Annotated in this window: 15 protein-coding genes; 8 read left to right on the top strand and 7 right to left on the bottom strand. The window is 39.6% G+C overall.

Going from position 1 to position 14,822, the window contains the following annotated elements:
* The first annotated feature begins 110 nt into the window (after window positions 1-110).
* Window positions 111-527 carry a hypothetical protein gene (locus HPT25_RS04750; protein WP_173060670.1) on the top strand — a complete coding sequence of 139 codons (417 nt, stop codon included), beginning with the start codon at window positions 111-113 and terminating at the stop codon, window positions 525-527.
* 12 nt (window positions 528-539) lie between these two features.
* Window positions 540-833: a DUF2653 family protein gene (locus HPT25_RS04745; RefSeq protein WP_173060667.1), complete on the top strand. Its 294-nt coding sequence runs from the start codon at window positions 540-542 to the stop codon at window positions 831-833.
* Window positions 834-899: 66 nt separating this feature from the next.
* Here HPT25_RS04745 and HPT25_RS04740 read toward each other — a convergent pair whose 3' ends face one another.
* Complete coding sequence (locus HPT25_RS04740) at window positions 900-1,328, bottom strand: MarR family winged helix-turn-helix transcriptional regulator (protein ID WP_173060664.1); 429 nt, start codon at window positions 1,326-1,328, stop codon at window positions 900-902.
* Between the two features lie 119 nt (window positions 1,329-1,447).
* Between HPT25_RS04740 and HPT25_RS04735 the strand changes: the two genes are divergently transcribed.
* From HPT25_RS04735 to ascB, 4 genes are all read left to right on the top strand, one after another.
* The gene (locus HPT25_RS04735) at window positions 1,448-2,035 is read left to right on the top strand and encodes an NAD(P)H-dependent oxidoreductase (protein WP_173060661.1); all 588 of its coding nucleotides are present in this window, start codon (window positions 1,448-1,450) and stop codon (window positions 2,033-2,035) included.
* A gap of 250 nt (window positions 2,036-2,285) precedes the next feature.
* Window positions 2,286-3,134, top strand: a complete 849-nt coding sequence (licT, locus tag HPT25_RS04730; protein ID WP_173060658.1) for a BglG family transcription antiterminator LicT — start codon at window positions 2,286-2,288, stop codon at window positions 3,132-3,134.
* 388 nt (window positions 3,135-3,522) lie between these two features.
* Window positions 3,523-5,460 (top strand): beta-glucoside-specific PTS transporter subunit IIABC, encoded by a 1,938-nt coding sequence (locus HPT25_RS04725; protein ID WP_173060655.1) that lies wholly within the window; start codon window positions 3,523-3,525, stop codon window positions 5,458-5,460.
* Between the two features lie 170 nt (window positions 5,461-5,630).
* Window positions 5,631-7,064, top strand: a complete 1,434-nt coding sequence (gene ascB / locus HPT25_RS04720; RefSeq protein ID WP_173060652.1) for a 6-phospho-beta-glucosidase — start codon at window positions 5,631-5,633, stop codon at window positions 7,062-7,064.
* 33 nt (window positions 7,065-7,097) lie between these two features.
* Here ascB and HPT25_RS04715 read toward each other — a convergent pair whose 3' ends face one another.
* Window positions 7,098-7,586 (bottom strand): hypothetical protein, encoded by a 489-nt coding sequence (locus HPT25_RS04715; protein WP_173060649.1) that lies wholly within the window; start codon window positions 7,584-7,586, stop codon window positions 7,098-7,100.
* Between the two features lie 184 nt (window positions 7,587-7,770).
* On the opposite strand from HPT25_RS04715, the gene HPT25_RS04710 reads away from it, so the two are divergent.
* Window positions 7,771-9,399, top strand: a complete 1,629-nt coding sequence (locus HPT25_RS04710) for an ATP-binding protein (protein ID WP_173060646.1) — start codon at window positions 7,771-7,773, stop codon at window positions 9,397-9,399.
* A gap of 119 nt (window positions 9,400-9,518) precedes the next feature.
* Here the strand turns inward: HPT25_RS04710 and HPT25_RS04705 are convergent, their stop codons facing one another.
* A complete protein-coding gene (locus HPT25_RS04705; protein WP_173060643.1) occupies window positions 9,519-9,749 on the bottom strand; it encodes a hypothetical protein in 231 nt (76 codons plus the stop codon).
* A 7-nt stretch (window positions 9,750-9,756) separates the two neighbouring features.
* Window positions 9,757-9,948 (bottom strand): hypothetical protein, encoded by a 192-nt coding sequence (locus tag HPT25_RS04700; RefSeq protein WP_173060639.1) that lies wholly within the window; start codon window positions 9,946-9,948, stop codon window positions 9,757-9,759.
* 181 nt (window positions 9,949-10,129) lie between these two features.
* On the opposite strand from HPT25_RS04700, the gene HPT25_RS04695 reads away from it, so the two are divergent.
* Window positions 10,130-10,639 carry a hypothetical protein gene (locus HPT25_RS04695; protein ID WP_173060635.1) on the top strand — a complete coding sequence of 170 codons (510 nt, stop codon included), beginning with the start codon at window positions 10,130-10,132 and terminating at the stop codon, window positions 10,637-10,639.
* Here the strand turns inward: HPT25_RS04695 and HPT25_RS04690 are convergent.
* The 3 genes from HPT25_RS04690 to HPT25_RS04680 all read right to left on the bottom strand — a co-directional run bounded on the left by HPT25_RS04690 (window position 10,636) and on the right by HPT25_RS04680 (window position 14,685).
* Complete coding sequence (locus tag HPT25_RS04690) at window positions 10,636-11,028, bottom strand: hypothetical protein (protein WP_173060632.1); 393 nt, start codon at window positions 11,026-11,028, stop codon at window positions 10,636-10,638. The genes HPT25_RS04695 and HPT25_RS04690 overlap by 4 nt on opposite strands.
* Before the next feature lie 646 nt (window positions 11,029-11,674).
* A complete protein-coding gene (guaC, locus tag HPT25_RS04685) occupies window positions 11,675-12,658 on the bottom strand; it encodes a GMP reductase (protein ID WP_173060629.1) in 984 nt (327 codons plus the stop codon).
* 488 nt (window positions 12,659-13,146) lie between these two features.
* On the bottom strand, window positions 13,147-14,685 hold the full coding sequence (locus HPT25_RS04680; RefSeq protein WP_173060626.1) for a peptide MFS transporter: 1,539 nt from the start codon (window positions 14,683-14,685) through the stop codon (window positions 13,147-13,149).
* Window positions 14,686-14,822: the final 137 nt, after the last annotated feature.

The following is a 14,822-nucleotide window of genomic DNA, read 5'->3' as shown; positions in this document are numbered from 1 at the left end:
ATCAATGCCGCATTTGCAGACAGTTTTTTTGTGAGATTTTTTGAATCCTTTTTTGTGGAATTCCGTAAGTAGTAGATGGTTATGAATATTTTTATTTAGGAGAATGATAGATGAAAAAATTATTGATTGCTTTTGCTTTACTTTTTTCCCTTGTGATTCCAGGCATGGCGGAGGCAAAGGGGTTCAGCGGGGGGCATAGTTCATTCAGCCATAGCTCTACCCGAACTTCTTCTTATAGTTCACATTCAACAGGAAGTACGTATCACTCTGGATATAAATCGGCATCGAGCAATGTTTCGAGATCGTCATCATATACAAATACGCAACCGTCAAAACGCAGCAGCTTTTGGAGTCATGCGGCAGCATTTGGGGCAGGAACATTTGTAGGCAGTATGTTTCATCCATTCGGCGGTCATTACTACGGCCATTCGTATGGATTTTCGTTCTTTGGTTTTCTTGTGGATCTCTTAATTCTTTACATTATTTATAAAGTGATTAAAGGGATTTTCTTTAGGAGACGATATTAGGAGGATTGGACAATGGAATTGCTATTGAGTGAGCAAGATCTGATCGACAGCGTTTGTGTGTATGCAGCTGCAAAAGAATATACAAATCCGGAAAGCATTGACGTTGATTTAGCATTTAATCCGTCATTCGGCTTTTCCGCAACGGCTGATGTTCGCGGCAGATTTAGAAATCTAAATGAGCAGGACTTAATCGATGCCGTAGCCGTATACTTACGGGATTATCATAACTTCGACCCAGACCGTCTTGCAGTGGATTTGCGATATACCGAAAATGTGGGGATTACCGCTTCTGTATTGGTCAGATAGGTCGTGGTGCCTGACACCATATAAAAAAGGGTGCAGCTTTGGTTCTGCACCCTTTTTTTGTAGTATTTAATAGAACAATTTGGATTGCAGGACATCCAAAGCATGGTCTATTTCCGCTAACTCCTCGTTTGAAGCATGTTGGAGACGCTGGAGAAAATGTGCCTCTATTGTCTTAAACGCTTCGTACATCATCATTTCCCCATCCTTAGAGAGACGAATATATTGTTTCCTGCGATCTTCGGTATCGATGACCTTTTCAATTAAATTTTTCTCACTTAATTTTTTTAATTCTCTGCTGGTATTCGGCATGGAGATATGCAGGCATTCACTAATTTCGCTTAACGTGACAGGCGTACTTACATAGATGTATTCAAGAATTTTATATTGAACGGATGTAATGGAATCCGCTTTGACGTTTTGGGAAAAATCATTTGCCGCTTGATGAACGGAGGTTATGAATGACACACATTTTTGAAAAAGAACTTCTTTGTCCATAAAATCACCTCTTTATAGACAACATAACAAAATAATTATCAAAAAACAATTATCATTTGACAACTAAAATGTAAGAGTGCTATGATTTTGTTATCAAATGATAAGTAAAGGGGTGCGTTATGAAGACACTGGTGATATACACACATCCGAATCACAGTAGTTTATGTTATGCCTTTTTACAAGAAGTGATCAAAGGAAGTAATGAAAATCCTAACATAACAGAATTACAGATTTTAGATTTATATGAAGAAGGATTTAATCCAATATTAGTGTTCAATGAACAAAAGCGAAGACGTGATATGTATCGTGATCCGGATCTTGAGAAATATAGACAGCAGCTGACCTGGGCGGATCAGCTTGTCTTTATCTATCCTATATTTTGGGGAAGGCCTCCTGCCATGCTGCTCGGCTATATTGATCAATTATTTGCAGCAAACTTTGCCTACAGGGATGGGAAGGGGCTTATGCCCGAAGGCCTGTTAAAAGGAAAATCTGTCGTTTGTATCTCCACCATGAAAGGACCGGCAAATTATCCTCTTTTTTGGCTCCATGATGCCCATAAAGTATTGATGAAAAAAGCTCTTTTCAGTTATGTCGGAATTAAAAAAGTGAAGTTTTTCGAATTTGGCAATATGGAAAAGCCGAATGGTAAGCAAGCGAAAAAACTGCAAAAGGTTAATCGTTACTTCCAAAACGTTAGGCGCTAAGGGTATGGTCGGGTGAACGTATTTTGTCACAAATCAGTAGTACCATCTCCCTATGAAAGTGCTTGCACCGTTTTTTTAACTATGTTAATATTTTAATAATTAAAGAACAATTTATAGGATTGTTACTGTGAGGCAGGCAAAACCTAAATTTGTGTAGAATACCATAAAGGGTATTTGAATGTGCAAATTTGGGTTTTTTTATTTAGGGGATCGTTGATTTACAAAATACTGCAATCAAGGACGAGTGGTAATGGAAATCAAAAAGATATTAAACAATAATGTCGTGGTATCGAATAATGAAATGCATCAGGAAATCGTCGTGATGGGGAGAGGCCTTGCTTTTCAGAAAAAAGTAGGAGAGGCCATCAATCCAGCCAAAATCGAGAAGACCTTTGTGCTGGAGACTCATGGAATTTCGGAAAAGCTGGCAAAATTATTAAGGGATACTTCTGAACTGTACTTGAATATTTCTGCCAAAATTTTAGACTACGCACAATTCCACCTTCCCTATAAATTAGATGAATATCTCTATGTTGCATTAACCGACCACATCAGCTTTGCGATCAGCAGGTATAAACAGGGCATACATTTAAAAAATCCCCTCCAATGGGAAATCCGGAAATACTACAAGCAGGAGTTTCAAATTGCCTTAAGAGCTTTAGAAATTATCGAAAATGAAACAGGGATCAAGCTTGGAGATGACGAGGCAGCATCCATTGCCTTGCATTTAGTCAATAGTCAGCTATCTGGCGAGAACATGGCAGCAGCGATTCAGATCACAGAGATGGTCAACACGATTCTGAACATCGTTAAATACCATTTTAAAATGGAATTGGACGAGACATCGGTCAATTACGAACGGTTTTTAACCCACCTTCGCTTTTTTGCAGTCCGTTTTATTCGGAAGGAAAAATTGGACGAGACAGTGGACCATTTCTTCTATGACCAAATTAAGCTGAAATATCCCGATGCCCATGACTGTACAAAAAAAATTGCCACTTATTTGGAAAATTATTTTAACTGGAGCCTCACGAAAGACGAAGAAATTTATTTAACAGTACATATTCATCGTGTCACAAATCGTTATAAAGTGAAGTGAATATTTCCTAAAGAAAGCGTTGACAAAATTTGAAAGCGAATGCTATTATATTTATATAATTTGAATATTTAAATTATTAGGATTGTTACTGATTATGCAGGCAAAACCTAAATTGTACCGTCATCTAGTTTGACGTGCAATTTAGGTTTTTTATTTTTAGGAGGTGGTTTTAGCACCGTGACGATAACTGAATACCAATGGGAAGGAATGTTACCTTTTAGGGCATAACCTGAACAAATCTGAAAGACGCAGCTGTATTTACGTGTGTTCGGATTATGTTCAGGTTTTTTATTTAATAAGTTATGAAAGCTCATGATTGATTGGAGCGGAAATCAAACAGCCAAATTTACTAGCGCATAAAAATAAAAAAAGAAAGAAGGGTCTCTAAATGAAATACGAGCAGTTAGCCAAAGACATTATTGCTAATGTCGGTGGGAAAGAAAACGTTATCAGCGTTGTCCATTGTATCACCCGCCTGCGCTTTAAGCTAAAAGACGAAGGCAAAGCCAACACGGATGTATTGAAAAATATGGACGGCGTCGTCACTGTCATGAAAAGCGGCGGCCAGTATCAAGTGGTGATCGGAAATCATGTGCCAGATGTCTATAAAGATGTTGTAGCGATTGGGGGATTTCAATCCACAGCACCTGTAGAGGATGATGAAGATGGAAAAAAACAAGGTTTGTTTAACACATTTATTGATATGATTTCCGGCATTTTCGCTCCAACACTTGGCGTTTTAGCAGCTACAGGAATGATCAAAGGCTTTAACGCCTTGTTTGTTGCACTTGGATTGTATACGGCTACAGCTGGAACTTATGCCATTTTAAACGCTATTGGCGATTCGCTGTTCTACTTCTTCCCGCTCTTCCTTGGTTTTACAGCAAGCAAGAAATTCAAAGGAAACCAATTTATCGGGATGGCTATCGGAGCCTCATTGGTTTATCCTACACTGTCCGGCTTAACGGCAGGAAAACCGCTGTACACCTTATTTGCGGGAACTATGTTTCAATCACCGATTCATATCACATTCCTTGGCATTCCAGTTATTTTAATGACGTACTCATCATCCGTTATCCCCATTGTAATTGCCGCATGGGTTGGTTCAAAAATTGAAAAATGGTTTACAAAAGTAATTCCAGATGTTGTGAAGACATTTTTGGTTCCTTTCTTTACATTGCTAGTTGCCGTTCCGCTTACATTTATTGTGATCGGACCTGTGGCAACTTGGGCAGGACAGCTTTTAGGACAATTAACCCTTTGGTTGGTTGGGCTGAGCCCAATTATTGCTGGTATCTTCCTAGGGGCGTTCTGGCAGGTATTTGTTATTTTCGGTCTTCACTGGGGCTTGATCCCGATTGCAATCAACAATATGGTGGTCATGCACGCAGATCCCGTCTTGGCACTAGTGTTCGCCGCTTCATTTGCCCAAACGGGTGCCGTTCTAGGTGTATGGCTTAAAACGAAAGACAAAAAGTTAAAATCATTAAGTATTCCAGCATTTATATCCGGTATTTTCGGTGTTACGGAACCTGCGATTTACGGGGTTACGCTTCCGAAGAAAAAACCGTTTATTATCAGCTGTATTGCGGCTGCAATCGGTGGAGCCATTATTGGTGCATTCCATACAAAAACGTATATTATGGGTGGACTCGGAGTTTTTGGTTTCCCAAATATGATTGAGCCAAAAGCAGGTATTACTTCCGGATTCTGGGGTGCAGTCATTGCCGTTCTCGTAGCATTCATCCTTGGTTTCATTCTAACGTATTTATTTGGCGGCATAGGAAAAGAGGAAACACCTGCCACTGCTCCAACTGAAAAAAATGGTCATAAACCTACAGGAAACATGGCTAAAAATGAAATCATTCCCAGCCCCTTCACAGGTGAGGTAAAAGCATTATCTGAATTGAAAGATGCTGCCTTTGCTTCCGGTGCACTTGGCAAAGGCGTAGCCATTGAACCATCAGAGGGGAAACTTTTCTCTCCGGTGTCAGGCACCATTTCAGCTCTATTCCCTACCCATCACGCCATTGGCATTACAACAAATGATGGTGCGGAAATCCTTATTCATATTGGGATGGACACTGTACAGTTGGAAGGAAAATACTTCTCATCACATACAACTCAAGGTGCCAAGGTTGAGCTAGGCCAGCTTCTAATCGAATTTGATATAGCCAAAATTAAAGAGGCCGGTTTTGAGGTAACGACGCCGGTACTGGTAACGAATCACGATCATTATAACATGGTGCTAACAAGTGCCAAAAAGGTCAAAGCCGGAGACACTTTAATCGAAGTACAGGCAAAAACAAAGAGCCTGGCCGTTTAAAATAGCGGCAGTATTTGTGGTTAGCCGACAGTAAAGCTCACTTATCTAAACCCGGATCAGCTGACGTAAAAACAGCTGATCCGGCCATAATTAATTAGATAGAAAAAAACATAAGTCAGAAGGGAAGACCAGCTTTCCCTTCTGACTCTACATAGCAAAGGAGCATGAACATGACGAATTTTACATTTCCAAAAGGATTTTTATGGGGCGGGGCCATTGCCGCCAATCAGGCTGAAGGCGGTTATTTGGAAGGAGGCAAAGGTTTAACAACTGTTGACCTAATGCCGACAGGGAAAAAACGCTGGGCCATTGCAACTGGATCCCTTGAATCCTTTTCACCGCTTGAAGGAGAATTCTATCCATCACATGAAGCGATTGATTTTTACCATCGATATAAAGAAGACATCGCCTTATTTGCGGAAATGGGCTTTAAAGCACTAAGACTATCCATTTCATGGGCGCGGATTTTTCCGAAGGGTGATGAGGAACAGCCAAATGAAGCTGGATTACAGTTTTATGATGATGTCTTTGATGAGTGCTTAAAATATGGCATTCAGCCGGTTGTAACACTAGTCCATTTTGATGTGCCAGTTCACCTTGTTGAAACATATGGAAGCTGGAGAAACCGCAAGCTTGTATCGTTTTTTGAAAACTACGCAACGACTATATTTAAACGCTATAAAGACAAAGTGAAATATTGGATGACTTTTAATGAAATCAATATGCTGCTGCACTTGCCATTTATCGGTGCTGGACTTGTTTTTAAAGAAGGGGAAAACAGGCTGCAAATACAATACCAGGCGGCACACCATCAGCTCCTAGCCAGTGCATTGGCTGTAAAAGCATGCCATGAAATCATTCCTGATGCCAAAATTGGCTGCATGTTAGCAGGCGGCGCCACTTATCCATACACTTGCCATCCAGATGATATCTTTAAGGCAATGGAAAAAGACCGGGAGTCGTTCTTCTTCATTGATGTCCAATCTAGAGGCGAATATCCGGGTTATGCCAAGCGATTTTTTAAAGACAACCATTTGAACATCGAAATGGAAGCAGGGGATGAAGAGCTTTTAAAAACTGGCACGGTGGATTATATCGGGTTTAGCTATTACGGCAGCCGCGCAACGAGCGACGATCCTGAAATTTTAAAACAAATCTCCAGCGGCAATGTGTTTGCTTCCGTTGAAAATCCTTATTTGGAAAAATCCGAGTGGGGCTGGCCGATTGATGCTAAGGGCTTCAGGATTACATGCAATCAGTTATATGATCGCTATCAAAAGCCTTTGTTTGTCGTAGAAAACGGACTTGGGGCTGTGGACGAAGTGACGCCGGAAGGAGAAATCCATGATGACTACCGCATTGCGTACTTAAGAAAACACGTCGCGGCAATGGGCGAAGCCATTCAAGACGGTGTTGAAATTCTTGGTTATACAAGCTGGGGGCCAATAGATATTGTCAGTGCATCAACAGGCGAAATGAAAAAGCGCTACGGTTACATCTACGTTGACAAAGACAATGATGGCAGAGGCAAAATGGAGCGTTCACGCAAAAAATCATTTTATTGGTATAAAGAGGTTATTGCATCAAACGGAGAAAAGCTTTAAAGGGGGAAGGGCACCGCATCCACGGTGCTTTTTCTATTCACACTGCGCTTGCTCTTTTATTTTCTCCTTCACGATCACCCGTTCCACTACCGTTTGATAAAAGTAAATAAAAATGGACATTAAAATAGAAATGATGCAAAAGTCTTTGGGCTGCATCTTCTTAAACTCAAATACTCCGACTTTCGTGAAAAATTTTACGATTGGATATGAAAAAACTAAATCAATCACAATATTGGTGGTGAGATATTTATAAAAATTGCCGAATGTTAATTTGAACACCCAAATCGTGACGATAAAATATAGTCCAAATAAATAAGAAATATCCAAATGATATTTGGGAAATAATGCATTTTTGACTTTCCACCATTTGCGGTTATCCGCTATTTCACTAATAAAGCCAAAAATATAGCCAATAAAGGTTGCAACTGGAAGGAAGCGAATAAACGTATTTTTACCGATTAATGGGGCAGTTAACCAGGGAATAATCAATGTGCAAATGGAAAGGATTTTTCGTTTACTCATCGTGACAACCTCCAACCTACTTAATATATTTATTATCCAATTAAACCCTTTTTTTATTCACATAACGATTTTATCCGTTACCTGCAAAAAATGTAAAAATTTTGTGAAAGGTAATTGTTGACAAAGGTTTTACCATCCATTTTGTCGAATTTGTAAACATATAGCACCCGAAAGGATCATAGGCATGGGCAAACAGTATGTGAACAACCTACCTTTTTATAACAAAATATTGTTATTTTCTTTTCTCATCACTTTTTTCATTGTTGTTTCAACAGCTGGGTTCACCTTTTTTTATGAATCAAATCAATTAAAGGGTCAGCTGACAGATCGAGCAAAAGGGATTTCCAGTTTATGGAGTGTAACCATCCCGCCCGCTGATGTCCAAAAGGTATTAGAAGCTCATGATCCGAAAGATCCAGCCTTATTAAAATTGAATGATTTAGTGGGGCAAGTTCAGGCAAGAAATGCATCTTATTTGGAAGGCTATCTTTTGGAACCAACGATCCAGCATAAAAATGAACTCACCTTTTTAGCCATCTCGAAGACAGATAAGGATTACGGAATTTCAAACTTCGGTCTTTATAAAGCAGGGGACCCATTCCTGAAGCCATTTGAACAAGTGCTAAAGAAAAAAGTGACAACGAACTCAGAAATATACCGTGATCAATACGGCGTCTGGATTACGGCCTTTCACCCGATATTAGATTATAGCGGAAAGGTCATAGCTGTAATGGCTGTGGATGCTGATGCCTCTACTGTTGATGCTTTCAAACGAAGAATCGGCAGCTATTTACTTTTTACATTACTTGCGATTACGATCCTTGTTTATTTTATATTAAGATGGGGAATGCAAAAGGTACTCGCGCCAGTTCATGAAATTATTTCCGGCATTAATGCGGTCAGCTCCGGAGATTTCAGTGTGAAGTTAAAGATCTCCAGCCAATCAGATTTGATCACGTTAGGTGAGAATTTTAACGATATGACCTCACAGCTAACGGTTTTATTTGACCGGCTCTCCGATACATATAAGGAATTAGGTTCCTTACCAGATAATTTTATCCGTACCCACCGAGTGGAAGATGCCATTGGTGAAATGGAAAAAATTATTGAGAGGACGAAAATTCAAAAGGAATTGCAGCGCGCTGAAAAAATGAACGCGATTGGACAGCTAGCGGCAGCGGTTGCTCATGAAATCAGAAACCCTATGACAGTCGTCAGAGGTTTCTTGCAATTATTTTTAACGAAAGAACATTTAAGTGAAACGGAATTAACCTATGTTCAATTGATGATTGATGAATTGAATCGCGCCGAGAATATTATCAATGATTATCTTTCCCTTGCAAAACCGGACCTTGAGCAGGTTGAGAAGGTAGATATCTGTGATTTGACAGATAAGGTTGCAGATTTAATGAATACGTTTGCCCTCATGTCAAAAAACATTTCGTTGAAAACCAATTTGGAGAAAGATGTTTTTGTAAAAGGGAATCAAGGTGAGATCAAACAAGTCATCATTAATATTGCTAAAAATGGCATTGAAGCCTTACGCTCAGGCGGTCAATTAACACTGAATGTCCAAAAAAGCGATGGTTTTGGTGTCATTGAAGTGAACGATACCGGAATTGGCATGTCCCCCGAAGAACTGGAACGGTTAGGAACAGCCTTCTATTCATTAAAGGAAAAAGGAACAGGAATGGGTTTAATGGTTTGCTACCAAATCGTTGAAAGAATGAAAGGAAGAATTGATGTCAAAAGCGAAAAAGGAGCAGGCACGACCTTTAAGGTTTTCATACCGCTTTGGGAAGAGGAAACGTAAACAAAGTGAGACCTGCCGGTTTGGCGGGTTTTCTTTTTTTTTATATGATCGTGGGCTGTTGCCGGTCATTCAGGGCTGCATTTTCAGCAAAAAGAAAAACCCTTTTTTTCATTAAAGGGTTACTCGTTCTCCGTTTTTTCCTGGCTTTGCGCGTGATTCGTTAATGCGGCGCTTGTATGGGCAAAGTTGTTACTGTCTCCATGGATATTACCTAATCCCTGGTAATGCTTTTTACTATTTTTAAAGTCTTCTATGAAGTTATTTCCAATGCTAAAACATGATGCACTTTCAATATTTTCGATTTTGATCGTGCCGATATGAAAAGTGGGGGATAAAATAGGGGAAGCCACGAATGACTCATCCTTCCTTTACTTTGTTTTTAATCCAACAACCATGCCGAAGCTTATTTTCGTTCCCTGAAATGTTCCCAATTACCTCGTTTATGCTTTTTTCACCGCGAAACTGTTTTAGGATATTTGTTTTTCCAATAAAAACCCCAACAGAGTTCTCCATGCTGTTAATGTCGATGTTCTGTAATGTAAGTTTCATCTCCTAAATGCTCCTTACTTGAAAAATTTACGCTCATCATCGCTAAATGACCGGTTTTCTTTTTTATCCTATTCAAATCCTTGGGCGAATGACACAAATGTTGGAGATTTGCAGGCAACCATCACAAGGCGCCTGCCCAAAACATAGTGTAAAGAAATGAATATGAAACGTGGTGAAGAACATGCTGCAATCCTTTGAATTTAAATTTGAAGGGAATATAAATGTCCAATCCATGACTCGGCAATCCGGTATTTTTATTGGGGAACGCAATAATGCTGTTGGCTGGAGTGCACATGGGAAAGAGAATAATGTCATTGGGAAAGTAGGGGGGACTGCGAATGTGCTGTACCAAAATGTATCCATCCTTAATGATCCCGATTATATAGATACACCCATTGATGACCGGGATATTCATGTTTCAGTTGAAAACGACGGCGGGGAAAAATCGTCTACCCTAACGTTTGAAAGTGTCAATGTGAATAACATGCAGCAAAATTCAATGTTGTCGATTGGGGAGGGGCATATTACCGGGATGGAAGGAAATGAAAAAGTGAACAATTCGCAGGGAAGTATTTATGGAAACAACAATCACCTTTTATGCAATCATAATATTAATAATGACCAGGATACTATTGATAGCCCTATCGATGACCAAGATATTAAAATAATCAATATAAAGAAGAATGTTTAGAGGTTACTGCGAAAACGGTAACCTTTTGAGGTTTGCGTTATTTTTTGTTCATCAGATGTATCTTCTGACGCAGCCCGTGCTTCTTTTTTTATGTTTTCCTTGTCAGCTTTTTGGATGAGGGAAGCTGCGAAATCTTCGGAGCCGCTAATATTTGTCCCAATCAAAAGCTTTCCGCTTAATTCATCGATTTCAATGTTGTCCAACCGAAAAATAATATTTTCCAGATGGTCGATTTGCACATGATCGAAATGAATATTTTTCCCGCCCTCGGTTTCCTTTCCTTGACGCTCCAATAGCTCAATCACACGGTCCAATTTTTGTAGAAGCAGAGAGTTTATTTTCTCATCTTTTTCTTTCGGCTGCTTTTTAAAAGAAAAAAATTTAAACATAAACTCCCCCCTCTACATATGCAGACTTCTCCATTCTTAACTATATGAGAGCGGTGCAGCACGTATTCGTGGGGGTGGACTTTACTTGTAGGGCTTTAATGAAAGACGGGATTGTTGTTAGCTAATAGTGTTGGTTTTAAAGCAGATCAGAATGAACCCCTAATTTGGAAAGGTTCGTATTCAGAATCCATTAAATTTGTCCGAATGAACCTCCGATTCGGACAGGTATGTTTTTCGAATCCACTAAACTTGTCCGAATGAACCTCCGATTCGGGCAGGTATGTTTTTCGAATCCGCCAAACCTATCCGAATGAGCCTCTGATTGGGACAGGAACGTATTCGGAATCGACCAAAAGTGTCCGAATAAACCTCTGATTCGGAAAGGGACGTATTCGGAATCGACCAAAAGTGTCCGAATGAGCCTCTGATTCGGACAGGGAAGTATTCGGAATCGACCAAAAGTGTCCGAATGAGCCTCTGATTCGGACAGGTACGTTTTTCGAATCGATCAAACTTGTCCGAATGGACCACCGATTTAGACAGGTTCGCATGTAAAACCAAAAAAAGAGTTCTTACAGCAAAATTTTTACGAAAAGTGGCAAATAAAAAACTCCCGCAGGAAATGGACTCCGGCGGGACTCTTAGTTTAATACACTTTATCTCCGTTAAAAATGGAATTCTTCACAATCACATAATCCACATTGCGGATGGCTTGCAGCTTGTTTCCTCCAGCGTAGGAAATCGAGGATTGCAGGTCTTGCTCCATTTCAATCAAGGTGTCTTTTAAAGAACCTTTATATTCCACAAACATTTTTTTTCCTTCTACATTCTTTCGTTCGCCTTTTTGGAACTCAGAAGCAGAGCCAAAGTATTCTTTATACGTTTTTCCGTCTCTTTCGCAGGTTTCTCCTGGTGACTCTTCATGACCGGCAAATAGGGAGCCAATCATGACCATAGAGGCGCCAAAACGTACGGATTTTGCAATATCACCATGGGTACGGATGCCGCCGTCAGCAATAATCGGCTTACTGGCTGCTTTTGCACACCAGCGCAGCGCAGCCAATTGCCAGCCGCCGGTACCAAATCCGGTTTTGATTTTTGTAATACATACTTTACCTGGTCCAATTCCAACTTTCGTTGCATCGGCACCGGCATGTTCTAATTCCCTGACTGCTTCAGGGGTACCGACATTCCCGGCAATGACAAAGCTTTCAGGCAGGTGCTTCTTAATGTGCTGAATCATTCTGATCACATTATCGGAATGGCCGTGGGCGATATCGATCGTAATGTATTCTGGCTTAAGACCTTCTTCCGCTACTTGCTCAACAAAGCGATATTCTTCTTCTTTTACACCAACACTTATTGATGAGTACAGGCCTCTAGCGTTCATATCTTTTATAAAATCAATCCGCTTTTCCGGATTAAAACGGTGCATAATATAGAAATAATTGTTTTCTGCTAAAAAAACAGCGATCTTTTCATCAATAATCGTCTGCATATTGGCTGGCACGACAGGCATTCTAAAAGTACGTCCGCCAAATTCCACAGACGTATCACACTCAGAACGGCTATTTACAATACATTTTGCGGGAACTAACTGTATATCTTCGTAATCAAACACATTATCCACGTTATTACACCCCTAAATACGAATATTATAATTAAAATCGTTTGGAACGTTCGTATATTTTTAATTTACATTATTATTATTCGTTTGTCAAAGCATTTTCATCCGTCTCTTTTGTGATAAGTAGGGAAATTATAGTCTAATTAACCTCAAATTCGAATGATATATGGAGAAATCTATCGGATTGTTCGGAATTAGGTGAGTACCCGGATGAGAATTCTGAATAATTTAGGAGAGGTGTTTGACTCCAGCGAGTATATGGAGAGGAATCGGTAGTGTTTATGTATACAGCCCGAATGAGATGAAAATTCGAGCAAGGTTACGCAGGGGATTAAGAAAGGTGCGAAGTGGTCAATTTCAACAATCCGATCAAATCGTTAGAACCTTTCATCTGAGGAGTTAATAGGCCGTTATAATACCTGGATCAGTTTAAAATTGAGCGCAATAAAAAACTACGGAAGGCCTGCCTTCCGTAGTTTATAGACATTTTGTTAATTAATTCCCTTCATGAATTTTTGCATTTTTGGTGAAATAGCAAAAAGGATTAGGGAAAGAACGATGGAAGCTACACCAATGGTTCCGAAATAAGCCATTTCATTTTGTGGTGTATAGAACTTTACAAGCTGTGCATTAAGTGCCTGGGCAGCAGCGTTTGATAAGAACCATAAGCTCAACATCTGTGCTGAGAAGGCAGACGGTGCTAGTTTTGTTGTAGCTGAAAGCCCCACTGGAGATAAAGACAATTCACCAATTGCGCAAAGGAAGTAACTAAGCACAAGCCATAATGGATTTACTTTTGCATCTGAACCGCCAATCATAGCTGGTAAAAGAATTACTACGAATGATAATCCGGCTAATAATAGCCCATATGAAAACTTTTGAGTGTAAGTTGGTTGTTTATTTCCTAATTTCACCCAAATCCAACCAAGTACAGGCGCAAATACAATAATAAATAGTGGATTTAATGATTGGAACCAAGCAGGTACAATATGCATACCGGCAAAGTTTAATTGTGTACGCTGATCGGCGAAGCTTGCCAAGATTGTTGAACCTTGCTCTTCGATGGACCAAAACAAAACAGCTCCAATGAAAAGTGGAATATAGGCAATTAACCGAGAACGCTCTTCTTTTGTTACCTTCGGGCTGCGATACATAAGTAAGAAATAAAGAATCGGAATGACAACCCCTAAAACTCCAACAAGATCAATAAATGATTGGACTGTTAATTTGCCAGTTGAAACTGCAACAGCAATCAATCCGGCAATAACAACTGCCCCTATGCCGATTTGAGTGGAAACCTTTTTCTTTTCCGTTGGCTCCAATGGGTTTGAGATAAACGTGCCTGCAAGGCCTAGGTTCTTTTTCTTTGTCAGCATATAAACAACTAATGCCAAGAACATACCGATTGCAGCAATACCAAAGCCAAGATGGAAATTATATTTCATTCCGATTGTTCCCACAACATATGGAGAAAGAAAAGCCCCTAAGTTAACGCCCATGTAAAAAATACTGAATGCAGCATCACGTCGTGCGTCATTAATATCGTACATTTCCCCTAAAACAGAAGAAATATTTGGTTTTAATAATCCGGTACCAAGTACGATTAATACCATTGATACGAAAAACATTGTCATGCTTCCAGGGATTGCTAGAGCAATATGACCTAACATGATCAAGATACCGCCGTAAAATACGGAGCTGGAGGCACCAGTAATTCTATCAGAGATCCATCCGCCGATGATTCCTGACATATACACAAGTGATCCATAAACGGATGCGATCGCAAGTGCTGTCTGCTGATCGATTCCTAAGCCGCCTTTTGAAACGGAATAATACATATAATAGACGAGGATTGCCTTCATTCCGTAATAAGAAAAGCGCTCCCAAAATTCAGTGAAAAATAATGTAAATAAACCTTTAGGATGTCCAAAAAATCCTTTTTGAGGAACGCTTGCCACAATTTTCTGTCTATTAGACAACTGTTGTGGAGCACTTTGCGAAATTTTCTGTTTTTTTGCAGTTGACGCCATATTTAAACCTCCTTATATATATTAAAATAATATTTTAATAGTTGGAATCTGTCAATAATGTAAGAGAATTAGAAGAAATTACAGGTTATTATACGAACTTTTGCTAATTTTCAGAATCGTAATAATTTGAATAATAG

The organism is Neobacillus endophyticus, from assembly GCF_013248975.1.
In the GTDB taxonomy this organism is placed as follows: Bacteria; Bacillota; Bacilli; order Bacillales; family Cytobacillaceae; genus Neobacillus; species Neobacillus endophyticus.
Note: the sequence above shows the minus strand (reverse complement) of the source record. Positions and strands in the feature narration are given on the sequence as shown.